Source organism: Rhodococcus sp. KRD162 (assembly GCF_017168335.1).
GTDB lineage: Bacteria > Actinomycetota > Actinomycetes > Mycobacteriales > Mycobacteriaceae > Rhodococcoides.
Map to the genome: position 1 here is coordinate 163,903 of NZ_JABFAU010000004.1, position 22,934 is coordinate 186,836.

Below are 22,934 nucleotides of genomic sequence, written 5' to 3' on the forward strand. Positions count from 1 at the left end.
CGCGGGAGAATCGATGAGCGACAGCGACGACATCGAACAATGGTCGGCACGCTTTGCCGTGCTGTCCGATCCGACACGGTTGCGTCTGATCAGCTACATGCACGAGAAATCCGGTGCCACTGTCGCGGAACTCGCTGCCGCCGTGGGGGTCACCGAGAACGCGGCATCGCAATCGCTCCGCGCACTCAGAGCCCGCGGGTGGGTCGACACCACGAAGTCGGGCCGCACGGTGCACTATCGGGTGGTCGCCGACGCCATCGTGCACCGCATCCTGCACGACATCATGGGCGCGAAGCACCGGCACGGCTGATCCGTCGGAACCGCCAAGATCCCCATGTTCTCCGAGTCCGATGGTATCGAGACCGGTGCAGAGCGGTGCACGCGCAGTGTGGTTGTCCCTCAGCGAACGAGGTACGGCGATACCGAACTTCGGTGCTCGTCGATGTCGAGATCCTTGCCCAGCGGCGGGAAAGCGCGTTGCGGGCAATTCGCCCGCTCGCACACCCGGCAACCTGCGCCGATCGGTGTCGCGGCCGCAGAACCCTGCACGTCCAGACCGTCGGCGTACACCAGCCTGCCTGCGTGGCGTAGCTCGCAACCGAGACCGATGGCGAAGGTCTTGCCGGGCTGACCGTATCGCGCGGCGCGACGCTCGACGGTGCGCGCGATCCACAGATAGTTGCGGCCGTCGGGCATCTCGGCGATCTGGGTCATGATCTTGCCCGGGTAGGCGAAGGTTTCGTACACATTCCACAGCGGACAGGTTCCGCCACTCGACGAGAAATGAAAACCTGTGGCGGACTGCCGTTTGGACATGTTCCCAGCGCGGTCGACTCGGACGAACGAGAACGGCACACCCCGCAACTCAGGTCTCTGCAACGTGGAGAGTCGGTGACAGATGGTCTCGTAGCTGACCGAGAAGAACGCCGAAAGCCGCTCGATGTCGTACCGGAAATCCTCGGCTACATCGTGAAACTGGTGATACGGCAACACCGTTGCGGCAGCGAAGTAGTTGGCGAAGCCGAGCACCGCCAACTTCTTCGAGGACTCGCTGGAGAAGTTCCCCTCCTCGGCCATCCGCTCGAGCAGGTCTCCGCATTCGAGGTACGCCAACTCGGCGGCGAACCGGAACACCTTCTGACCACCGGACAGGTGTGGTGATATCTCGAGTACGCGCGTCTGCTGATCGAATCGGTGTAGTACGTTCTCGCCGAGGTCGATGCGATTGACGATCTGTACATCGTGCACGGTCCGTAGTCGCTTGGCGATCTCGCCGCCCAGGTCCGCGCGATGGAAGCGAATCCTCGACGTGAGCGCCTCCGCGGCGGTGTCCAGATCGTGTAGGTAGTTCTGCCGCTGGTAGAAGTAGTCGCGCACTTCCTCGTGCGGCTTGCTGATCGAACCACTGCCACTGCCATCGGAGAAGCGCTCCTCGGTAGCGGCGAGCAGCTGAGCCGTCGTATTGCGGTATCGGCGATGCATGTTGACCATCGCCCGCGCCAACTGCGGGTGCGAGCTGACCATCTGGGCGATCTCATGGGCGTCGGCGTCGATACCCATGTCTTGATCGAGCGCCACCTCGCGGAGTTCGGCGACCAATCTGGTGTCGTCCTCGGAGGAGAAGAACGAGGTGTCGACGCCGAAGACCTCGGAGATGCGGAGCAGTACCGGCACCGTCAGCGGACGCACATCGTGTTCGATCTGGTTGAGATAGCTGGCCGAGATGCCGAGCTTCTGGGCCAACGACACCTGGCTCATGCTGCGTTCGCTGCGAAGCTGCCGAAGCCGCACGCCGACGAAGGTTTTCGACATATCGCCAGGCTACGCCTGCGAAGAAATGCGTTAGCACCGTTGGCAAATGCTGTTGGGTCACAATTGGGTGTTCATCGGGAACATTTGCCGAAGTAAAGGCGTATACCGGTATACGGGTTATTCGCACAGCACCTCGAGGAGCGGTCATGTCCAAGCATCAACGCACATGGGAAATCGTCAGGGACGTCGTCGTATTCATCACCGGAGCTGTTCTCGTCGGGTCCACCGTCTGGCTCCCGGTTCAGGGAGTTCAGGAGGTCACCGGAGCGATCCTGGTCCTCGGGATTCTCGCGGCATCGACCGCGCTGTGGGCCATCGGATCCTCGTCGAGGCAGAGCCACTGGGCTCACGTCGGTCTCGGTCTGCTTCTTGTGCTCTCGCCTGCACTGATGGTGTTCCCGTCCGGGGTACTGGCCGCAGACCTGTTCGCCATCATCGGCGGGCTGGTGATCGCCGCCATGGGAGCCCTCGGTGTGCTCGCCACGCGTCGTGCCCCGACCACCTCGCGCGTAGTGGCCTCCAGCGACGATAGAACCAGTATTCGCATCTGATTCGTTCCAACACCCTTCATGCTCCACCTCCGGGGCGTGCGCGACGATGGTCGTCCACAGCCCCGGGGAGTGGAGCATTGTTGTTTCGGTGCAGCTCGGGGCCGTGTCATCGATGCTTCGCCCGTCGGAGTGCGTCCATATCCTGAGACGATACAAGTGTGATCTCCATCACATGCACGTCGAATTCTGACTCGATTCAGACGTCCCCATCAAACCGTACGAGCGTCCGGTAAGAGATTTCGTGCATTGTGTTCACCAACTGGGGTTTCGTCGCTACTGACGAGTAACCGAGCTGTCCGATCGGCGAGGTTTGTAGCAGTCAAAAATTCGCAACATTAGCAAGGTGTTCGGGAAAGCTAGCCAAGATTGGCACTAACAACTGGTAGACGCATGTTTTGGGGTGTGCCATTGTTTTGGAGTACACCAGAAGGGCCTGGCAACGATGTGAAGATTTGTCTCGAGGCAGGCCGAGAATGCAGAAGAGACTGGAGCTGAAGATGTCGACCACCGGCACCCCGAAGACCACCGCCGAGATCCAGCAGGATTGGGACACCAACCCGCGCTGGAAGGGCGTCACACGCAACTTCACCGCACAGCAGGTCTCCGACCTCCAGGGCACTGTGGTCGAAGAGGCTACGCTGGCGCGCCGCGGCTCCGAGATCCTCTGGGATCTCGTCAACAACGAGGACTACATCAACTCGCTCGGTGCCCTGACCGGCAACCAGGCCGTGCAGCAGGTTCGCGCCGGCCTCCAGGCGATCTACCTCTCCGGCTGGCAGGTCGCAGGCGACGCCAACCTCTCGGGCCACACCTACCCGGACCAGAGCCTCTACCCGGCCAACTCGGTGCCGTCGGTGGTCCGCCGGATCAACAACGCACTCCTGCGCGCAGACGAGATCGCCAAGGTCGAGGGCGACACCGCCGTCAAGAACTGGGTTGCCCCCATCGTGGCCGACGCCGAAGCCGGCTTCGGTGGCGCACTGAACGCGTACGAGCTGCAGAAGGCCATGATCGCAGCCGGTGCCGCCGGCGTGCACTGGGAGGACCAGCTCGCATCGGAGAAGAAGTGCGGCCACCTCGGTGGCAAGGTGCTCATCCCCACCCAGCAGCACATCCGCACCCTGACCTCTGCGCGTCTGGCCTCTGACGTCGCCGACGTGCCTTCGGTCATCATCGCCCGTACGGACGCCGAGGCAGCCACGCTGATCACCTCCGATGTCGACGAGCGTGACCGCGAATTCCTGGACGGAACCCGCACCGCCGAAGGCTTCTTCGGAGTGAAGAACGGCATCGAGCCCTGCATCGCTCGTGCCAAGGCCTACGCACCGTACGCAGACTTGATCTGGATGGAGACCGGCGTGCCGGATCTCGAGGTCGCCAAGAAGTTCTCCGAGTCGGTTCGCAGTGAATTCCCCGACCAGCTTCTCGCCTACAACTGCTCGCCTTCGTTCAACTGGAAGGCGCACCTGGACGACGCGACCATCGCGAAGTTCCAGAAGGAGCTCGGCGCAATGGGATTCAAGTTCCAGTTCATCACCCTCGCCGGCTTCCACTCGCTCAACTACGGCATGTTCGATCTGGCGCACGGCTACGCCCGCGAGGGCATGACCGCGTTCGTCGATCTGCAGGAGCGCGAGTTCAAGGCTGCCGAGGAGCGCGGCTTCACCGCCATCAAGCACCAGCGTGAGGTCGGCGCGGGCTACTTCGACCGCATCGCCACCACCGTCGACCCCAACACCTCGACGGCTGCACTGAAGGGCTCCACCGAAGAAGGACAGTTCCACTAAGCAGTTCCGCCTCCCCGGATCTTCAGCGCACCAGTCGGGCGGCCCGCAACTTTCGTTGCGGGCCGCCTGATTCGTATCGTCTGGGTTCTGGGTGCACCTGGCAAGAGTTACCCCCATCTCGCCTCTAGTTGTTGTAGCGCAGGTTATTTCGAAGGAGTTTGCTGTGACGGTCGAGCGGGTGGGGATCGTCGGGGCCGGACAGATGGGCGCGGGCATCGCAGAGGTCTGCGCACGCGCGCACGTCGACGTATTGGTCTACGACCAGACTCGGGAACTGACCACAGCCGGGCGGCAGCGCATCCTGCGGTCTCTCGATCGGGGCGTCAGTAGCGGCAAGATCACCGAGCGTGAACGAGAGAACGCGGCCTGCAGGCTGAGCTTCACCTGCGACCTTTCGGACTTCGCCGATCGCGAGTTGGTGGTCGAGGCGGTACCCGAGGACGAGATGACGAAATCAGGCATCTTCGCCGAGCTCGACGCCGCCGTATCAGATCCCGGCGCCGTGCTGGCCTCGAACACGTCCTCGATTCCCATCACGGCGCTCGGGTCCGCGACCGCAGCACCGGACCGCGTCGTGGGTTTGCACTTCTTCAATCCGGTGCCGGTGCTGCCGCTCGTCGAACTCGTCGTCACGGACTCGACCTCGGAGGCCGTTGCCGGCCGGGCCGAGAGATTCGCAGGCGATGTTCTCGGCAAGCAGGTGGTGCGGTCGGCAGACCGGCCGGGCTTCGTCGTCAACGCATTGCTCGTGCCCTACCTGCTGTCGGCGATTCGCATGGTCGAGTCGGGTTTTGCCAGCAAAGAGGACGTCGACAAGGCGACGATGCTCGGACTCGCACACCCGATGGGCCCGCTCGCCCTCACCGATCTGATCGGCCTCGACACGGTGAAAGCCATCGCAGATTCGATGTACTCGGAATTCGAGGAACCACTGTTCGCAGCCCCTGCTCTGCTGCTGCGCATGGTCGAGGCCGGGCAGGTGGGCAAGAAGGCCGGAATCGGTTTCTATCGCTACGAGAACGGTCGGGTGACAAAGTAGGGGCCGTCTCGGGCGGGTCGCCCCGCAGGATCGGACGGAGCGCTATTGTCGGTCTGCCAGTTCACACAAGTCGATCGCAGGGAGCGCATCAGTGAGCAAGTCCAAGAAGTCGAACAGTCTGGTTCCCAAGGCATTCGGAATCGGGTTGGCCGCAACCGGTGCCGCTCACTTCGTGGTTCCCGAGGCCTTCGAGGGAATCACCAAGCTTCCGTTCCCCAAGGACACTCGAACCTGGATCAGTCGTAACGGAGCGACCGAACTGGCCGTCGGCACCGCGATCGCGTACCCCAAAACTCGTCGGATCGGACTGGTCGGTCTGGGCGCGTACGTGCTGTGGCTCGGCGCCAATATCGCCAAGAACAGCTGACGTTACTGTTGCAAACGACTCGTCCGCGGCAGGAATAGCCTGGTCGAGGCGCCGGCCTGGTTGCACTCGCACAGATGCGTAGGTAGCAATGTAAATATGACTTCAGCTACCGCCTACCAGGCCACCGCTCCCGACGCTCCGCTCGAGAAGACGACCATCGAGCGACGCGCACTCGGGGCGAACGACATCCTCATCGACGTCAAGTTCGCCGGCATCTGTCACTCCGACATCCACACCGCTCGCAACGAGTGGGGTGGCACTACCTACCCGGTGGTTCCCGGCCACGAGATCGCGGGCATCGTTGCCGAGGTCGGCTCCGATGTCACCACCCGCAAGGTCGGCGACCGCGTCGGCGTGGGCTGCTTCGTCGACTCCTGCGGCGAGTGCGCGGCCTGCAAGGACGGCGACGAGCAGTACTGCACCAAGGGCGTCGTCCAGACGTACAACTCCAAGACCTACGAGGGCGAGTTCACCCACGGTGGCTACTCCACCCAGATCGTCGTCACCGAGAAGTTCGTCCTCGGCATCCCCGAAGGCATCGAGCTCGACGTCGCCGCGCCCCTGCTGTGCGCAGGCATCACGCTGTACTCGCCGCTCAAGCACTGGGGAGCCGGACCGGGTAAGAAGGTCGCCATCATCGGAATGGGCGGCCTCGGCCACGTGGGCGTCAAGATCGCCCACGCCATGGGTGCGCACGTGACTGTGCTGAGCCAGACCGACAGCAAGGAAGCCGACGGCAAGGCCTACGGTGCCGACGAGTACTACGCCACCAAGGGCACCACCGCCCTGAAGGATCTGCAGGGCTCGTTCGACCTCATCCTCAACACCGTGTCGGCCAACCTACCCATGGGCAAGTACCTGGGACTGCTCGCTCGTAACGGCACGCTCGTCGAGCTCGGCGTTCCCGAGAAGCCACTCGAGGTGCCGGCATTCAACCTGTTGGCCAACCGTCGCTCGTTCGCAGGCTCGATGGTCGGCGGCATCGCCGAGACCCAGGAAATGTTGGACTTCTGCGCCGAGCACAAGATCGGTGCCGAGATCGAGCTCATCCCGGGCGACAAGATCAACGAGGCCTACGACCGCGTCGTGGAATCCGATGTGCGCTACCGCTTCGTGATCGACGCAGCGACGCTGTAACTGTCTCGTTGTACGCGTGAATGGTCCATCGACCTGCCCAGACGGGGGTCGATGGACCATCCACGCCTTCGAAGGGGGTTCAGCTCTCGGCGAGCCGCTTCTTCTCGAGTTCGATGTCGAAATCTGCTGCAGGCCAATCGAGATCGAGCTTCTCCAAGGCATCGATCAAAATCTCCGTGACCGCGAGGCGGCTGTACCACTTGCGGTCGGCCGGTACGACGTACCACGGCGCATGATCGCGGTCCGTGCGATCGAGAACTCGCTGATACGCCTCGCGGTACTGCGGGAGGAAGCCGCGCTCGGTGACGTCACCCGGGTTGTACTTCCAATGCTTGTCCGGCCGATCCAGCCGCTCCTGTAGCCGCTCTTTCTGCTCGTCCGGCGAGACGAACAACGCGATCTTGACGATGACGGTCCCCTCCTCGGTCAGCTCCTTCTCGAAAGCATTGATCTCGTCGAATCGCTTCTCCCACACCTGCCGTGGCACCAGATCATGCACCGCGACAACGAGAACGTCCTCGTAGTGGGAGCGGTCGAACACCCCGATCCGACCGGCCCGAGGTAGCGCGTTGCGGATGCGCCACAGGTAATGGTGCTGCTTTTCCAGCTGCGTCGGAACGCCGAACGACGCCAGGTCGACGCCCTGTGGATCGACCATCCCGATGACATGCTTGACCATGCCGCCCTTGCCCGCGGTATCCATGCCCTGCAGCACCAGCAAGACCGAACGGTCGCCGCCGGTGCGCCCGTGCGCGTAGAGCTTCTCCTGCAACTCGGCCAGGACTGCACCGCGCTGCTCGAGGATGTCGTTCCCGTGAGATTTGGACCCGTCGAAACCCGGAGTTGCGGTGAAGTCGATGTCTTCCACCCGGGGAGAGGCACTGGCGCGCAGCACATCGACGGGAGAGTGCGTCCACAGTTTCGACTTGTCGGCCATGACTGAGGAGACTACTTCTCTACGATGGAATGCATGGCACCTACGATCGCAAAAGCCGAATCCGTTTCGCGCGAACAGCTGCTCGAGTTCGTCTCGCCTCGGCACCGCCACACCCTGATCACCCGCAAGCGCGACGATGGTCTGCAGGTCTCCCCGGTCTCTGCCGGTGTGGACTCGCAGGGCCGTATCGTCATCGCCACGTACCCCGAGCGCGCGAAGGTGCACAACATTCGCCGCAACGCCGCCGTGACCGTGTTGGTGCACAGTGACGACTGGGACGGTGACTACGTGCAGGTCGACGGGACTGCAGAGATCATCGATCTGCCCGACGCCGTCGAGCCTCTGGTGGAGTACTTCCGCAGTATCGCCGGCGAGCACTCGGACTGGGACGAATACCGCGCGGCGATGGTGAAGCAGGGAAAGTCGTTGATACGCATCGTGATCGACGCCTGGGGCCCGATCGCCGCGGGTGGCTTCCCACCAGGGAGAGTGTGACAAGCCCGCCGGGGAGAGTGTGATCTAGCGCTTCAGCGGCGCCGCGAACAGTGGCACGGCGTTCTCCAACGCGTAGCGGGTTCCCGCAACCGAGGCTGCCGAGAATGCGTTGGAGAGGTTCTGATCCCCGAGTACCACCAGCCGACCGTCGCGGGCCGAGGCAAGTCCCTGAATCGATGGATTCTCGGTGATCACCTCGGGTCCGGTGCCGATGGGGAACATGACGGTCAGGTCCGCGTCGAGCGCTGCGATGTTCTCCTCGGACAATTCGATGCTGAACTTGCCGGGTTCGGCGAGGTTCTGGACGGTCGGGGTGTTCGTCAGGCCGAGGGATTCGAGGAAGTCGACGCGGGTGTCGCCGCGGACATAGGCACCGACCTGTCCGCTGTAGAGGGTGCCGACGGCAACGGTCTTGTCTGCGAACTCTGGATTGGCGGCGACGGTGTCGTCGAACATGGCCTCGGTGTCGTCGACGAGTTTCTTGCCCTCGTCGACTTTGCCAAGAGCCTGCGCGACGATCTCGGTCTGGCCGTCCCAGGTGGTGCCGTAGGCGGTCTCGGTTCCCGGCGGTGCCCCGACGGTCGGCGCGATCGCGGACAGGTCCTCGTAGACGGACTCGTCGTTGGTACTGCGGGTCCACAGGATCAGGTCCGGTGCCAGTGCCGCGATCGATTCGATGTCGACGTCGTAGGTGCCGAGGATCGTGGGATCGGTGTCGTAGGACTGCTCGACCCAGGGGCCGAGGCCGTCTCCGCCGACGCCGAGCCAATCGCTGGCACCGACGGGTTGCACGCCGAGGGCCAGGGCTGTTTCGGCGTCGGACCAGCCGAGCGCCACCACGCGCTGTGGATTCTTCGGAACCTCGACCTCGCCGAAGATGTCGGTGACGACGACCCCGCCGGGCTCGGTCGAATCCGCGCTGGTGTCGCCGGAACTGCATGCGGTGAGGGTGAGAGCGAAGGCGAGAACTGCCGCAGGCAGAACCGACGAACGGGAAAAGTGCATAGGGCACGCTAACCTATCAAGCGCTGAAATTCTCCACGATCTTCGCGCAGAACGCCGGCAGATCGTCCGGGTTTCGGCTCGAGATCAGGTTGCCGTCCACCACGACTTCCTCGTCGACGACGGTTCCACCCGCGTTGCGGATGTCGGTGCGGATGCTCGGGTAGGAGGTCAACGTGCGGCCTCTGAGGACGTCGGCCTCGACGAGTGTCCACGCTCCGTGGCAGATCACGCCGATGGGCTTGTGGGTCTGCATGAAGGCACGGACGAACTCGACTGCATCCGCGTCGACGCGAAGTTGATCGGGGTTGGTGGTTCCGCCGGGCAGAATCAGCGCGTCGAAGTCGTCCGTGGAGACCTCGGCGATGACGCGGTCCACCGTGAAGGTGTCGGCGGCATTGACATCACTTTCCATGGCTTGGATATCGCCGTGCACAAGTGAGACCAATGTGGCTGTGGCTCCTGCTTTCTCGACGGCTTCGCGCGGCTGAACCAGCTCGACTTGTTCGACGCCGTCGGTGGCGAGTATGGCAACGCGGCGTCCGGTCAAGGTATCGGTAGTCATGCCCGTTCGGATGTCCGACCGGGACGAATCTCAAACGGACGAGCGATGGTACGAATGGAGACATGAGCGAGAAACCCATCGAAACCCCGACCGAGGATCGAGCCTTGCAGAACACGCCGATCATGGACGAGCCCGAGGAGCCGACTGCGGTTGATCTGCCCATCGAGGCCGATGTCCGCGATGCGCTCGATCAGCGAGCCGAAGTGCCCCTGGACGAGGACCGCGACGAGCGTTAGGGCGCGGTCGGCTTGTCGTCGACGACCAACGGGTGCGGCTGCGATTTGAATTTCGCGGGCGAACCGTCGGCCATCGCGACACCGTGAATGCCACCCCACATCATCATGCAGAGGTAATCGATCAGGTCGTCCGCGGACATGGATTTGTTCGAAATCCACCAGTGCGTCGCCAGCTGGACCGCGCCGACGATGGCGAAAGCCCACGGCACCGAACCGCCGGAATCCATTTCACGCTGCCGTAGCCGCTCTCCCAGGACGGTGGAGAGCAACTCGGCGATCATCCGCTCGGACTCGGCGACGACGTCTCGGTTGTTGCCCGCGTTGTTCGCCATGACGTAGAGGTAGACCTCGGGATCGGTGGCGACGGTCTCGACGTACGCGGTCACGACGACACGAGTGAGCTCGTACTCGTCGAGTTCGTTCGAGATCGCGGCGTAGATCCTGGGGGCGAGCGTCGTCTCGACGTACCGCGACATGGTTGCATTCGTCAGATCGTTCTTGTCGGTGAAGTACCGGTAGAGCACCGTCTTGGATATACCGATCTCCGACGCGATCTCGTCCATGCCGATCTCGCGGCCACGGGTGCGGATCGCGGCCAGCGTGCCGTCCACCAGTTCTTCGCGTCGAGCGATCTTGTGCTCGCGCCACCGCCGTTTGCGGCCGTCCGGCTTCTCGGCCTTGGATTGACCCGCGTCGGGTCGTTCTCGCGTCTCCCCGGCCTCGTCCGACTGCGCTACCGTCGTATTTCTCACCACAACTCCACCCTATGCGCCTGCTCCGACACCATTGCAGCCTGCGTCCGGTTGATCGGTCACATTTCTGGGCACAATGGCGGTTGTGCAGCTGATGAACTTCGACGACGAGACCAAGCGCCGCGACCTCCGCAAGATGAAGACAGTCGCGACGGGCTTTCTCGTCTTCGCATCGGTGGTCTATCTGTTCTGCCGGTGGCAGGAGTCGAAGTGCCCCAACCCGGCCCATCGATCCGCGTAATCCATTGTGGGACAGGGCGTACACGAAGTTCTTGGATCGGAACTGGGTGAGCCGCGATCCGAGTGAACGATCGTCCCCGCCGAGCCTCTCTGCGCCACAGCATTATCCAACGCGGACACCGCCAACGAGGCCTTCATTCAGGAGTTGATCGAGTAGCCGACGATCCGGTTCGACCACACGTCCTCGAACGCGCAGAGATACAGTTTGCCCTCGTCGGTGCGATGTCAGGTGACGAAAGGTCAGCCACAGCTGGTCCGCGGCGTGTGCGGTGAACTGACGATCCACAAGGTCATCGTGGACCGGCGGGCCGGCCTTCCTGTTCAGGCCGCGATTCTTCGAGAACACCGACCAGATGCTCTCTTGTGATCACAACCGCGCGACCTGGTTCTCGCTAGCGGTCATGCCGCGGTCGGGTAGCTCGTCTGCGATGAAGTGGTAGCCGCATGCGGGGTCGTCGGCGTGGATCTCACGAGCAATGTTGATCAGATGTGCATCATTCCAATCTCGTTGCGTGACTCGCTGTTTCTTTCATTTATAGAACGATTGTGTGGAGAAACCGAGAACCCGGTGGGTCACTGTGACGGGGACTCCGTCGCCAGCAAGGTCGAGGACCAGCGGTGGGGGCACCTCCCGCTTGCAGGGAAGATCATTTTGGGAGTATGTCTCGACTCAGATAGGCCGCAGCTCGCCGCAGAACGTCGTTCTCCTGCTTGAGCAGCCGGTTGAGCTTCTTCAACTCCCGCAGCTCAGCGGACTCGTCACCAGGGTTCTGCCGGGTCACGGGCAACGCCGTCTTCACGATCGGCAAACTTGAGCCAGCGATGCAAACATCCTTCGGAGATTCCGAAATCCTTTGCGATTTGACGCAGGGGGCCTCGCCTTTGCGTAGGACGGCGATCACGTCGCGGCGGAACTCCTCGGGAAATGCTGTCGGCATGGTGAACACACTTCCACCGTGAGGAGCGATCCTCACAGAACAGACGTCAACCAAAGTCCGGGCAGTCCCCAGCACGCGATCCGGAACGTCGGGGGATCGGTGGAGTCAGGGCGAGGCCAAGAGAGCCTTGCCCTACGAAAGGCTCCGCATGTCTCTGTTCGCCCCGATTTGCACCGACCCCGCCTCCGGTGCCGCAGGAGCTATGGCTGTTTACTCGACCGCTGTTGCCCGTATCCCTGCCTATCAAGAGTTCCTGCGTGAGCAGGGATTCGATCCCGAGACCGTTCGCGCCCTGGAAGACTTCGCGCGAATACCGGTGATGACCAAGAAGAACTACATAGGTGCGTACGCGCTCAATCTACGAATGATAAACGGCGACATCAACGGCGCTCAGATTATTTCGTCGAGTTCGGGGTCGTCGGGTGAGCCGACCTTCTACGCACGAGGGCCGCTCTCGATCGCGGAGAGCGTGGAGTTGCACCGACGAATACTGGCAGGATTCAACCTCGGCGGGGGCAATACGCTCATCGTCGTTGCGCTCGCAATGGGTAACTGGATCGGCGGCACGTATACAACGGAAGCCGCCGAGAAGCTCAGTGAGCTGGGGCATCGCGTTGTGGTGGTGGCACCGGGTGTAGACAAGCAGTCGGTTTTGGCGACGGTCAAAACCCTTGGGCCGATGTTCCACAATGTCGTGCTCGTCGGATACCCGCCGTTCCTCGTAGACGTCGTCGATGAGGCTGACGATGAGATCCTGGCGCAGAACATCAAGCTGATCTTGGCAGGGGAAGCGATCGGTGAGGACCGGCGTGACAGCCTGCTGAGCGCGCTGGGTAAGCCGGGGTGCGTCGAAGACATTTGCGTTGTCTACGGGACTGCGGATGCAGGGATGATTGGGCACGAGACGCCGTCGTCGATCGCGATCAAGCGATTGGCGCTTTCGCACCCCGCACTTGACGAGGCGCTATTTGGCGGTGATGCCGAGACATCGACGTTCGTCGAATACGACCCCAACATCCGTTTCATCGAGACTGAGGAGGATGGGCACCTGCTGTTCACCGTCGAGTCGAGCAACCTTCTGCGTTACCGAATCAACGATGTGGGAGCTGTCTGGGACGGCGACGAAGTCCGCCGAATCATGGCCGAAAACGGTTACCAACTCGAGGTGGCGACGTCGACCGCCGGTGCCGGGTTCGTTGTTCTGAAGCGGCGTTCCGACGTCGCCGTGTCGTTTTATGCGATCAACATCTATCCGGAACCGATTCGTGCATCGCTGGCAGATCCGCTACTGAGGGGCGTGCTAACGGGGAGGTTCAAGATCGGACGCGTGCCGGGCGCAGGCATGGGTTCGGACACCCTCGGGCTCGACGTCGAGATGCGCGAAAGGATCGATCCGTCGACAGGTCTGGACGAGGACTTTGCTCAGACGGTGAAAGAAATCGTGAGCGACGGGCTCATCCGGTCCAACAGTGAGTACCGCGAGTTGCTGCGCCAGGAGGGGGAACGTGTCGAGCCACGAATAACGCTGCACAGCTTCGGTTCTCTGCCTTCTCGTATAGGTATCAGACAGCCGACTATCAAGGACAATGAGGTGCAGAAGTGATCGAAATACTGAACCCGCGCGACGATGCAGGACGGATCTCGACGTTAACCGCACCTGGGTCGGGCTACCGGTTCGTAGACGGCTGGGAGTCGGCGCGCGAGGAGTTGATGGCAATCGACTCCTTCGACCCGAACGTCCGGTGGGATTGGGGAGACGCTGATGTGGTGGCTGATGCGAGCCGGTTTATCGTCTATCCCTGGCGCTCGACGATGGTTCGGCTGCCTGATCGTGAGCACTTTCACCGGTTGCGTACCGCGCGCAACCGGTTCCTGCTCGACGACAAGGAGCAAGACGACTGGAGCGGGGCACTGATCGGTGTCGCGGGTCTGAGCGTCGGGTCGTCGGTTGCTTCGGTGTGCTCGTTGACAGGTGCGCGACGGTTCCGGCTTGCGGATCCGGACACCTTGGGTCCGAGCAATCTCAATCGTCTGCTCGGATCGGTGTGTGACTTGGGAGAGTCGAAAGTGACTCTGGCGCAGCGTCGACTCCTCGAGACGGACCCGTACACAGATGTGACTCCGTTCGCGGACGGGTACACCGAGGGCACGTCGGAGGCGTTCCTGGGTGGGCGTAGGACTGAGCGGCTCGCGGTTCTGATGGAGGAGATGGACAACCTTGCGATGAAAGTGGCGATTCGTCTGCGCGCCCGTGAGCGCGGAATTCCCGTGATCATGGCGACCGATAACGGGGACAACGTGATTCTCGACGTGGAGCGCTACGACCTCGAACCCGACTACGAGCTCTTCCACGGTCGGGCGGGGGAGCTGTCTGCGATGACAAACGAAGAGTTGAACGCGCCGACTCGACGACTCCAGATTGCAAACGCAATCGTCGGAAGTGGGGTAACGCCGAGGACACGATTCTCGCTGACTCAGGTCGGTGTTCGGTTGCCTTCATGGCCTCAACTCGGTACCGCTGCGACTGTGGCGGGTTCTATCGCTGCCCTCGCCGCTCGTTTGTTGGTGTGCGGTGCTGACTTGCGCTCGGGGCGCTACCGCGTTGACCTCGACCGGACGTTGCTGGGGGAGTCGGCAGGCCTTGCAATGCGGTGGAATGAACTCGACGAGGACGAATTCATGGACGTCATTTCGCGAAGGTGAACCTCACGCCTGCCGGTCCGTATGGGCGATGACGATTCTCACCACCATCGACAACGGCAACGACCTTTCCACGATTCCGTTCTCGCCACGGCGTCTGAGGTGATGAGGGTGTTCGACCCCAGTGTCGCGCGTGCGCTCGACAGAGGCACCGCACCGAGGAGTCTGGAACCACGTGACCACACTCCCCGTAAGCACGCCAACCACCTCCACAAATGCCCGTTAGAGCCGGGGAAGGATCGCCGCGGCCGCGCGGTGGCTCGCCCTCTCGCTTGCCGTCCTGGCCGTCACGCTGGGTCTGACGGTGACGGCCCCCAGCCAGGCCGACGCTGACCGTGACCAACTGCGGCGGCGGGCGATGCACGGTGTACCTGTCGAAGTCCGAGACACGGGCACTGGGTCAGGGACGCATTCCGGCGCCGCCCGCCTCGCCCTGGTGGCAGGCCAAGGCCGGCTACTACGCCCTGGCGCAGGGGCACCGTTGGTTCGCTCAGCAGTACGCCAACCGCGGCCAGTGCTCCGCGTTCACCATCTCGATCAACCCAGCGGGCACCCAGGGGTACTACGGATACTCCTGCAACTGGAACTGATCACCAACACCGAAGCCCCCGAGCGCCTCAGGCGCTCGGGGGCTTTCGTGTGTGATCGGCCCGAGCGGCCGACCGGACGCACACCCTCGACAGGTTAGGGTGATTTCCGTGTCTGACAAAGTCTCCCGCGCGAGGAACGTCGTCGACGAAATCGAATCATGGGTGGACAGCGAGGCGTTGGCCACCTTGTTGGCACTCATCCATGCGGAAGGGCAGCCCGACGACGTCGACGACTCGCCATGGCTCCATCTGAACGAGCAACTGCCGGAGTGGCTGCTGGAACTCCTCGCCGAGGGTTCGGTACCTGCAGACCAGGATCCATCCCTGCAGCTACTCAACCGACTGATCAACCTCGAGAAGAGGGCGGCAGACGACTTCAACTTCCGAGGGCGAGCCGGCCAGGTCTATAAGGAACGTTCCGAAGCCGCCACCGCCGACTTCGATCCCGATACTCGTGCACGGGTACTCGATCTGACGACGCAGTTGGGTCTCGTCGAACCGACTCCTCCGAAACATCAGGCGTACGACATGACGCTGGTGCTTGGCGGCGGATTCAATTCGCCCCTCCTTCGGAGCAAGTACGCGGCATCGCTTGAAGCACGAGGAATCGACCTCGGCGAGTTGTATTTTCTCGGCAGCCCGCGGTTCTTGATCACCGGAGACACCCCGGAGGAGCCCGTCACATCGCTGTACGCCCCCGGCGCGACGGACGAGTTCGGGCTCCTGCAAGCGGCTGCTGAGTCGGAGTTCGGCTTCTCCTCGGCCCCTGTCGACCTCCTGTGTGGATGCTCCTCGACGTCGGCTATCTGTCCTCGGTGGCGACATGATGTCGTCGACGGCAATACCGCAGATGTGCCACCCGAGTACACACACGAGAGATCCGCGGAACTGACGTCGGCCGACGGCCGGCATCGGGGATCGGTCATCTCGGCGAGTACGAGTCGACCTCCCTACCGACCCGACACATCGGATACATACGCGCTGTGGGCGAAGTATGCAAATCCACACAACGGCCAGAAGGTCCTCACGGTCACCACTCAGGTATTCGTCCCATTCCAGCGATTCGACGGACTTCGGCGCCTCTACCTCACCCGTGGTCTCGACCTGGACGCAGTCGGATTCGGTGCCGAGTGGGGAGACCGTCCCCAAACCGCCGAATATCTGCTGCAGGAGACCTTGTCCGCGATCAGGTCTGCACGACGGTTGCTGGTCGATGCCGTCGAAGTTGTCGTGGGCGGTTGACTAAATACTGTGCGAACTGGCCGGATAAGCCCGTGAATACGGTGTGAATCTACGCGCACCACAGCTTTCGATGGTGGTTCACGTATTTGACCCAGGTACGTTGGATAACGTGCATGAGCAGGTAGAACAGACAAAACGGACGCGCGCGGTGTGGTTGGTCGCCGTGCTCGTCGCCTTGGTGGCACTCGTGGCGGGGTGCACCGTCGGATCGGGCGAGGGCGGCTCGGGTAGCTCGGCCCCCACCACCGAGGCACCGCCCGTCGCGCAGGTGACCGAGAACCCGGTCGCCGGTGCCGACGACGTCAGTCCCATCGCACCGATCTCGGTGACCGTGACGAGCGGAACGCTCACCGAGGTCGCTCTCACCAACCCCAACGGCAAGGTCGTCGAAGGGGCGCTCTCGCCCGACAAGACCTCGTACGCCATCACCGAACCTCTCGGCTACGGCGTGAAATACACGTGGTCCGGCTCTGCCGTCGGCTCGGACAACAAGACAGTGCCTGTCGAGGGCAGCTTCACCACCGTCGAGCCGGACAGTCGAACCGCGGTGAGCACCAACATCGGCGACGGCCAGGAGGTGGGCATCGCTGCGCCGATCATTCTGCAGTTCGATTCGTCCATCGCGGACAAGGCCGCCGTCGAGAAAGCACTGACGGTGACCACCAATCCGCCGACTCCGGGTGCCTGGGCCTGGTTCCCGGACGACAACGGCTCACGCATCCACTGGCGACCGACCAACTACTGGGTTCCCGGCACCACCGTGTCGGTGGACGCGAAGCTGTACGGCGTGAACTACGGCGACGGTGCCTACGGGGCGGCCGACCTCACCTTGAACTTCAGTATCGGACGCAGTCAGATCGTCGTCGCCGACGCGACCAGCCATCGCATGCAGGTGGTACGCGACGGCCAGACCATCATGGACATTCCCGTCAGCTACGGCGAGGGCAACGAGGACCGCAACGTCACCCGCAGCGGTATCCACGTCGTCACCGAGAAGCACGAGGACTTTCTGATGTCCAACCCGCCGTTCTACGAGAACGTGCGCGAGCGGTGGGCGGTGCGTATCTCCAACAACGGCGAGTTCATCCACGCCAATCCGTTGACCACAGGGGTACAAGGCGCATCGAACGTCACCAACGGCTGTATCAACCTCTCCACCGAGGATGCGCAGCAGTACTTCGGCACGGCGATGTACGGCGACCCCGTCGAGGTGACCGGAACCCGCATCGACCTCTCGGCGGCCGACGGCGATCTGTACGACTGGACCATCGATTGGCCGACCTGGCAATCGATGTCGGCTCTTCCTGCCGGCGGTGCGAGCGCAACCACGACACCTGCGACTTCGCCTGCACCCGCGCCCGCCGGCTGAGTGCGTCGCGCGCTCAGTCGCGGGCGAAGCGCCCCGGACCGGCCTGATCACGCGGCTTGATGATGATCTGGTCGATGTCGACGTGTGACGGCCTCGAGGCGACGAAGCCGATGACCTCGGCGATATCGCTTGCGACCAGCGGCGTGATTCCCCGGTACACGGCGTCCGCCTTGGCGGCGTCGCCGTCGAAGCGGACGAGAGAGAACTCGGTTTCCACCGCGCCCGGTGCCACCTCGGTCAACCGCACCGGCTTCCCGAGCAGTTCGCCGCGCAGGGTGCGATGCAGCACGGCCTGAGCATGTTTGGCGGAGGTGTAGCCCGAACCGTTGTCGTAGGCCTCGAACGCTGCAACCGAGGTGATCGTGACGATCAGGCCGTCGCCGGAATCGATCAGCTTGGGCAGCAGGGACTTCGTGATCCGGAGTGTGCCGAGGACGTTCGTCTCCCACATCCAGCGCCAGTCGTCGAGGTCGGCGTCGATCACCGGAGCCAATCCCTTGGCACCGCCTGCATTGTTGATCAGCACGTCGACGCGGGGAATCACCGAGGTGAATGCGGCCACCGAATCCTCGTCGGTGACATCGAGTTCCAGTGCGGTACCGCCGATTTCCGAGGCCAACTCCTCGAGTCGGTCCAGTCGGCGGGCGCCGATGACGACGTGGAACCCGTCGGCTGCGAGCTGGCGTGCGGTGGCCGCGCCGATGCCGGAGCTCGCTCCGGTGACGACGGCGATTCGGGAATCGGGTGCGATGTGTTCGGACGAGGTCATGGCTCGATTCTATGCCGGTCGACCACGACGCCGATGCGGCGGCGATTGGCCAACGAGCGGGCAGGTGCTAATTTTGCAGGCATGTCGGCTTCCGAGACCACCGCGATGCGGGTCACCTATGTGACGGCGTCCCTCGGTGCTCGCTTGCCGCTTCCTCGTGAACTGTGTTGTCTCGGCGCAGGAACCTGTCTCTAGCCGTTCGAGCTACAGACAGTCGATTGGATGCGGTCGCCCTTCGTGGCCGCCGCATCGACCCCTGACCTGCATCGCTTCGCCCTGTCGGCGCTGTCGTCCCGCGCCGAACAGGCACAACTGCTGAGGATCGTCGACGGATGTCTGTCACCACCGCGCATCGCCGTACTCGCCCCGCCGCCGCGCACCCATCGGTGCGACTGGTCGCGCCCGATCTGAGGATTGCCGGCGGCCCTGCCTCGTCCGTGCTTCGAGTCGCCTGTTCGGTGGGCCCGATCACGCGCGACAGTGCCGCTCGCGCAACAGGGTTGAGCGTCGCCACCGTCAATCGTCAAGTATCGGCCCTGCTCGGGGCCGGGCTGCTGCGCGAGCGCGCAGACCTGACGGTGCCGGGAGCGACAGGGCGGCCCCGCGTGCCATTCGAGGTGGACCACGAAGCGTTCTCGACGATCGGCATCCACATCGGTGCCGTCAGCACCGGCATCGTCATGAGCGATCTGCGCGGCCGCGTTCTCGCTGCTGTCGAAATCCCCACCCCCGGTGGATCTTCCGAGGCAGCGCTGATGTCCATCACGCGCAGTACCTGCGCCTTCGCTGCACGCTGGCATCGCCGCACCCTGCTGTGGGTCGGGGTGGCGACCGGCGGACGCGTCGACACGGCGCGCGGCACCGTCGATCATCCTCGACTGGGTTGGCGTGACGGACGAGTCGCCGCCGTCGTCGGCAGCGGACTCGGGGTCCCTGTCTCGGTGTCCGGGCACGTCGAAGCAATGGCCGCCGCGGAACTACTCCTCGCCCCGGCGCCGTCGAACAGCATTGCAGCGCAGGATGGAACGTCCCTCTACGTCTATGCACGCGAGACCGCTGGAATGGCCCTGACGATCGACGGCCGCGTCCACACGCCCGCGAGCGGGCCCGGTTCCATCGCACACCTGCCCACCGGATCCTCGGCGCTGTGCGGCTGCGGTGCTCGCGGATGCCTGGAAGCCTCCGTCGGTGACAGGGCAGTGGTCGCCGCTGCGGTGAACCGCGCAATCGTTGCCCCGCACACCCGTCCGAGTATTGCCGCGGTGTACGGCGCAGCGCAGGGCGGTTCGGAGGCAGCGCGGGAACTGCTCACCGAACGGGCCCGGATCCTGGGGCGGACGGTGGCGCTGCTGCGGGACATGTTCAATCCGGATCGCGTCGTACTCGGGGGACAGGCATTCACTGCATATCCAGCCGCGATCGTTCATGTGCGAGAGGCATTCGTGCAGCATTCGACCCTGGCACCCGGGAATGTTCGAGTGACCGGATTCGGCGACCGGGTACAGCAGTACGCCGCGACGGTGGTCTCACTGAGCGCCCTGTACTCCGATCCGCTCGCCGCGATGCGCACAGTCGCCGCGTAGGTTGCCCGATATGAGCATCGGGACAGCAGGACCAGTTCGCCAGGCCACCGGAATCGACGGGACCAACATCGTCTACCGCGTCAGTGGTGACCCCGCGTCCCGGCCGTTGATTCTGCTGCACGGGTGGGCGCAGAGCTCGGCGTGCTGGGGATCGGGATTACTGGCCGATTTCGCGGCGCGGTACCGCGTTGTCGCCGTGGACCTGCGCGGTCACGGTTACTCCGACGCGCCGACATCGGGATACGAGGACTCGAAGAACTGGGCAGGAGACGTCGCCGCGGTACTCGCTGCAGAGGGCATCACCGCAGACGCAGTGCTGCTGGGCTGGTCCTACGGCGGGCTGGTGATCTGCGACTATCTCGCCGAACACGGATCCGATGCGGTGGCGGGCATCGTGCTCGTCGGGGCGATCACCAGCATCGGTCGCGGACAAGCAGGCGGACGCGTCGGCACCGCGATGCGGGCAGCGATCCCGGGTGCCATGGCGGAGGAGCCCAGGGTCGCCATCAAGGCACTCGGAAGTTTCGGACAGGCCCTGACCGGGCCCACCGAAGGAAAAGGAACCGAGGCACAGGCGTTGTTCGGGCTGACGCTCGCGACCCCGCCTCGGGTGCGCGCTGCCCTGTTCGATCGCACGGTCGAACACGACGACCTGCTGCGGAGCCTCGGTATCCCGGCGTTCGTGCTGCATGGAACCGAGGACACCGTCGTCGATGTCTCGGCGGGCCGGCACGCCGAGGAGTTGATTCCGACGGCGGTGGCGTCGTTCTGGGATGGCGTCGACCACGGCCCGTTCGTGGCCGATCCGCAGCGATTCCTGACCGAGGTGGCCGGGTTCGTGGACGGTCTGGGTACGGCATGAACGAACAGTCCGGATCATGCGCGGGGTCATTCCGGCCCGGCCGTCGGAAGGGGTAGTTCTCGAGACGTAATGTGGAGGAGTGCACACTGAAGACGTGACGGGACACCAGCTCAGCAGGGTCGCTGTGTTGTCGTTGCATACTTCCCCGCTGGCGCAGCCCGGTACCGGCGATGCGGGCGGGATGAACGTCTACGTACTGCAGAGTGCGAAAGAGCTGGCCAAGCGGGGCGTCGAGGTCGAGATCTTCACCCGGGCCACGGCCTCGTCCGATGCCCCGGTCGTCGAGGCTGCGCCCGGCGTGCTCGTCCGCAACATCGTCGCCGGTCCGTTCGAGGGCCTGGACAAGCACGACCTGCCCACCCAGCTCTGTGCGTTCGCGGCCGGGGTGTTGCGTGAGGAAGCTCGCCACGAGCCCGGTTACTACGACCTGGTGCACTCCCATTACTGGCTCTCGGGCCAGGTCGGTTGGCTTGCGCGCGACCGTTGGGGAGTGCCGCTGGTGCATACCGCGCACACACTCGCCGCAGTCAAGAACGCGTCCCTGGCTCGAGGCGACTCGCCCGAGCCCGCCGCGCGCCAGATCGGCGAGCAGCAAGTGGTCGCCGAGGCGGACCGGCTGATCGCCAACACCTCCGAGGAGGCGAAGTCCCTCGTCGAGATCTACGGGGCAGCGCAGGAATCGATCGATGTGGTTGCGCCGGGAGCCGATCTGACGCAATACAATCCGGGCGACAAACGGGCAGCTCGCGTCGCACTCGGCCTCGATCCGGACGAAGCGATCGTCGCCTTCGTCGGACGCATCCAGCCACTGAAGGCACCCGATGTGCTCATCGCTGCGGCTGCGGAAGTGCTGCAACGAGATTCGGCGATGCCACTGCGCATTCTGATCGTCGGCGGGCCGTCCGGCAGCGGGTTGGACCGGCCCGGCAGCCTGATCGATCTGGCCGAAAGTCTCGGCATCTCGGCCAAGGTGACCTTCATTCCGCCACAACCGTCCTCGCGCCTGGTGCAGGTCTACCGGGCAGCCGACATCGTCGCCGTGCCGAGTTACAACGAGTCCTTCGGTCTGGTGGCCATCGAGGCGCAGGCCTGCGGAACTCCCGTGCTGGCAGCCGATGTCGGCGGGTTGGGTGTGGCCGTGCGGTCCGGCGAGACCGGTCGGCTGGTGCAGGGGCACCGCACCGCGGACTGGGCCGATGCGCTCTCGTCCATGCTTTCGGATTCGGCAGCATTGGCCGAGATGTCGATCGCAGCGCCGCTGCACGCGCGCAACTTCTCGTGGGAGCACACCGCGGACGGACTCATCGAGAGTTACCGGCAGGCCAGGTTCCATTTCGATCGTGGTGAGGCACCGAGCGAGTTCTCGCCGCGCCGGGTCCGAGGATTGTCGAAACTACGCAGATCAGGAGCTGTGACTGCATGAGCGAGACCGCCGACCTGATCGACCGGGCACTGAAAGACCGCGAACTGGACTACACGCGTCGCGGTGAGGTGTTCACCGTCGAACTGCCCGGGGAACGCAAACTGAAGACCACGACGATGTTGACCGTCGGGCATCACGGGGTACGTATCGAAGCATTCGTCTGCCGCAAACCCGACGAGAACTTCGAGGGCGTCTACAAATACCTGCTGCGACGTAACCGCCGCCTGTACGGGGTGCACTACACGATCGACAAGGTCGGCGACATCTACCTGGTCGGCCGAATCTCGCTGCACGCGGTCAACGGCGACGAACTCGATCGGATTCTCGGCCAGACTCTCGAAGCCGCGGACGGCGACTTCAACACGCTCCTCGAACTGGGCTTCGCGGAGTCCATCAAGCGTGAGTGGGCGTGGCGGGTCTCGCGCGGGGAGTCGTTGGCGAATTTGAAGGCATTCGAGCATCTGGTCGACGAAGATGCCGCCGCGCAACCGTAACTCGCCCGAAATGGCACGGAGCCGTCGCCCGTAACGTCCGGTTC

Annotated in this window: 23 protein-coding genes and 2 pseudogenes; 18 read left to right on the plus strand and 7 right to left on the minus strand. The window is 63.6% G+C overall.

Annotated elements, in window-relative coordinates; translation table 11 throughout:
- Positions 1-13: 13 nt before the first annotated feature.
- Complete coding sequence (locus J1M87_RS07670) at positions 14-310, plus strand: helix-turn-helix transcriptional regulator (RefSeq protein ID WP_206488961.1); 297 nt, start codon at positions 14-16, stop codon at positions 308-310.
- Positions 311-399: 89 nt separating this feature from the next.
- Here the strand turns inward: J1M87_RS07670 and ramB are convergent, their stop codons facing one another.
- Positions 400-1,812 carry an acetate metabolism transcriptional regulator RamB gene (gene ramB, locus J1M87_RS07675; RefSeq protein ID WP_206488962.1) on the minus strand — a complete coding sequence of 471 codons (1,413 nt, stop codon included), beginning with the start codon at positions 1,810-1,812 and terminating at the stop codon, positions 400-402.
- 146 nt (positions 1,813-1,958) lie between these two features.
- On the opposite strand from ramB, the gene J1M87_RS07680 reads away from it, so the two are divergent.
- From J1M87_RS07680 to J1M87_RS07700, 5 genes are all read left to right on the plus strand, one after another.
- The gene (locus tag J1M87_RS07680; protein WP_206488963.1) at positions 1,959-2,363 is read left to right on the plus strand and encodes a hypothetical protein; all 405 of its coding nucleotides are present in this window, start codon (positions 1,959-1,961) and stop codon (positions 2,361-2,363) included.
- A gap of 497 nt (positions 2,364-2,860) precedes the next feature.
- Positions 2,861-4,150, plus strand: coding sequence for an isocitrate lyase (gene aceA / locus J1M87_RS07685; protein WP_206489097.1), 1,290 nt, complete (start codon positions 2,861-2,863; stop codon positions 4,148-4,150).
- A 163-nt stretch (positions 4,151-4,313) separates the two neighbouring features.
- Positions 4,314-5,189: a 3-hydroxybutyryl-CoA dehydrogenase gene (locus tag J1M87_RS07690; protein WP_206488964.1), complete on the plus strand. Its 876-nt coding sequence runs from the start codon at positions 4,314-4,316 to the stop codon at positions 5,187-5,189.
- A 91-nt stretch (positions 5,190-5,280) separates the two neighbouring features.
- Positions 5,281-5,556 (plus strand): hypothetical protein, encoded by a 276-nt coding sequence (locus J1M87_RS07695; RefSeq protein ID WP_206488965.1) that lies wholly within the window; start codon positions 5,281-5,283, stop codon positions 5,554-5,556.
- A gap of 96 nt (positions 5,557-5,652) precedes the next feature.
- Positions 5,653-6,693: an NAD(P)-dependent alcohol dehydrogenase gene (locus J1M87_RS07700; protein ID WP_206488966.1), complete on the plus strand. Its 1,041-nt coding sequence runs from the start codon at positions 5,653-5,655 to the stop codon at positions 6,691-6,693.
- A 79-nt stretch (positions 6,694-6,772) separates the two neighbouring features.
- Here J1M87_RS07700 and J1M87_RS07705 read toward each other — a convergent pair whose 3' ends face one another.
- On the minus strand, positions 6,773-7,630 hold the full coding sequence (locus tag J1M87_RS07705) for a polyphosphate kinase 2 family protein (protein WP_206488967.1): 858 nt from the start codon (positions 7,628-7,630) through the stop codon (positions 6,773-6,775).
- 33 nt (positions 7,631-7,663) lie between these two features.
- Here J1M87_RS07705 and J1M87_RS07710 point away from each other — a divergent pair, with 33 nt between their 5' ends.
- Entirely contained in the window at positions 7,664-8,125 is a 462-nt protein-coding gene (locus J1M87_RS07710; RefSeq protein ID WP_206488968.1) for a PPOX class F420-dependent oxidoreductase, read from the plus strand.
- Between the two features lie 24 nt (positions 8,126-8,149).
- Here the strand turns inward: J1M87_RS07710 and J1M87_RS07715 are convergent, their stop codons facing one another.
- The gene (locus J1M87_RS07715) at positions 8,150-9,130 is read right to left on the minus strand and encodes an iron-siderophore ABC transporter substrate-binding protein (RefSeq protein WP_206488969.1); all 981 of its coding nucleotides are present in this window, start codon (positions 9,128-9,130) and stop codon (positions 8,150-8,152) included.
- A gap of 16 nt (positions 9,131-9,146) precedes the next feature.
- Complete coding sequence (locus tag J1M87_RS07720) at positions 9,147-9,692, minus strand: type 1 glutamine amidotransferase domain-containing protein (protein WP_206488970.1); 546 nt, start codon at positions 9,690-9,692, stop codon at positions 9,147-9,149.
- A gap of 62 nt (positions 9,693-9,754) precedes the next feature.
- Here J1M87_RS07720 and J1M87_RS07725 point away from each other — a divergent pair, with 62 nt between their 5' ends.
- Positions 9,755-9,928, plus strand: a complete 174-nt coding sequence (locus J1M87_RS07725) for a hypothetical protein (RefSeq protein ID WP_206488971.1) — start codon at positions 9,755-9,757, stop codon at positions 9,926-9,928.
- Here the strand turns inward: J1M87_RS07725 and J1M87_RS07730 are convergent.
- On the minus strand, positions 9,925-10,683 hold the full coding sequence (locus J1M87_RS07730) for a TetR/AcrR family transcriptional regulator (RefSeq protein ID WP_206488972.1): 759 nt from the start codon (positions 10,681-10,683) through the stop codon (positions 9,925-9,927). The two genes, J1M87_RS07725 and J1M87_RS07730, sit on opposite strands and share 4 nt — an antisense overlap.
- A gap of 73 nt (positions 10,684-10,756) precedes the next feature.
- Between J1M87_RS07730 and J1M87_RS07735 the strand changes: the two are divergent.
- A pseudogene (locus J1M87_RS07735) lies at positions 10,757-10,891 on the plus strand (DUF445 domain-containing protein); the annotation flags it as partial.
- Here J1M87_RS07735 and J1M87_RS07740 read toward each other — a convergent pair.
- A pseudogene (locus tag J1M87_RS07740) lies at positions 10,892-11,858 on the minus strand (IS3 family transposase); the annotation flags it as partial. It lies immediately after the preceding pseudogene.
- 148 nt (positions 11,859-12,006) lie between these two features.
- On the opposite strand from J1M87_RS07740, the gene J1M87_RS07745 reads away from it, so the two are divergent.
- The 5 genes from J1M87_RS07745 to J1M87_RS07765 all read left to right on the plus strand — a co-directional run bounded on the left by J1M87_RS07745 (position 12,007) and on the right by J1M87_RS07765 (position 17,759).
- Entirely contained in the window at positions 12,007-13,461 is a 1,455-nt protein-coding gene (locus J1M87_RS07745; RefSeq protein ID WP_206488973.1) for a phenylacetate--CoA ligase family protein, read from the plus strand.
- Complete coding sequence (locus J1M87_RS07750) at positions 13,458-14,561, plus strand: ThiF family adenylyltransferase (RefSeq protein ID WP_206488974.1); 1,104 nt, start codon at positions 13,458-13,460, stop codon at positions 14,559-14,561. The genes J1M87_RS07745 and J1M87_RS07750 overlap by 4 nt, the downstream gene beginning before the upstream one ends.
- A gap of 332 nt (positions 14,562-14,893) precedes the next feature.
- Positions 14,894-15,148, plus strand: coding sequence for a hypothetical protein (locus J1M87_RS07755; RefSeq protein ID WP_206488975.1), 255 nt, complete (start codon positions 14,894-14,896; stop codon positions 15,146-15,148).
- A gap of 108 nt (positions 15,149-15,256) precedes the next feature.
- A complete protein-coding gene (locus tag J1M87_RS07760; RefSeq protein WP_206488976.1) occupies positions 15,257-16,390 on the plus strand; it encodes a hypothetical protein in 1,134 nt (377 codons plus the stop codon).
- A 109-nt stretch (positions 16,391-16,499) separates the two neighbouring features.
- On the plus strand, positions 16,500-17,759 hold the full coding sequence (locus J1M87_RS07765; protein WP_307830758.1) for an Ig-like domain-containing protein: 1,260 nt from the start codon (positions 16,500-16,502) through the stop codon (positions 17,757-17,759).
- A gap of 13 nt (positions 17,760-17,772) precedes the next feature.
- Here the strand turns inward: J1M87_RS07765 and J1M87_RS07770 are convergent, their stop codons facing one another.
- Complete coding sequence (locus J1M87_RS07770; protein WP_206488978.1) at positions 17,773-18,528, minus strand: SDR family NAD(P)-dependent oxidoreductase; 756 nt, start codon at positions 18,526-18,528, stop codon at positions 17,773-17,775.
- Between the two features lie 332 nt (positions 18,529-18,860).
- Between J1M87_RS07770 and J1M87_RS07775 the strand changes: the two genes are divergently transcribed.
- From J1M87_RS07775 to J1M87_RS07790, 4 genes are all read left to right on the plus strand, one after another.
- The gene (locus J1M87_RS07775) at positions 18,861-20,111 is read left to right on the plus strand and encodes an ROK family transcriptional regulator (RefSeq protein ID WP_206488979.1); all 1,251 of its coding nucleotides are present in this window, start codon (positions 18,861-18,863) and stop codon (positions 20,109-20,111) included.
- 10 nt (positions 20,112-20,121) lie between these two features.
- The gene (locus J1M87_RS07780) at positions 20,122-20,973 is read left to right on the plus strand and encodes an alpha/beta fold hydrolase (RefSeq protein WP_206488980.1); all 852 of its coding nucleotides are present in this window, start codon (positions 20,122-20,124) and stop codon (positions 20,971-20,973) included.
- Between the two features lie 94 nt (positions 20,974-21,067).
- A complete protein-coding gene (gene mshA, locus J1M87_RS07785; RefSeq protein WP_307830759.1) occupies positions 21,068-22,396 on the plus strand; it encodes a D-inositol-3-phosphate glycosyltransferase in 1,329 nt (442 codons plus the stop codon).
- A complete protein-coding gene (locus tag J1M87_RS07790) occupies positions 22,393-22,890 on the plus strand; it encodes a YbjN domain-containing protein (RefSeq protein ID WP_206488982.1) in 498 nt (165 codons plus the stop codon). The genes mshA and J1M87_RS07790 overlap by 4 nt, the downstream gene beginning before the upstream one ends.
- Positions 22,891-22,934 lie beyond the last annotated feature (44 nt).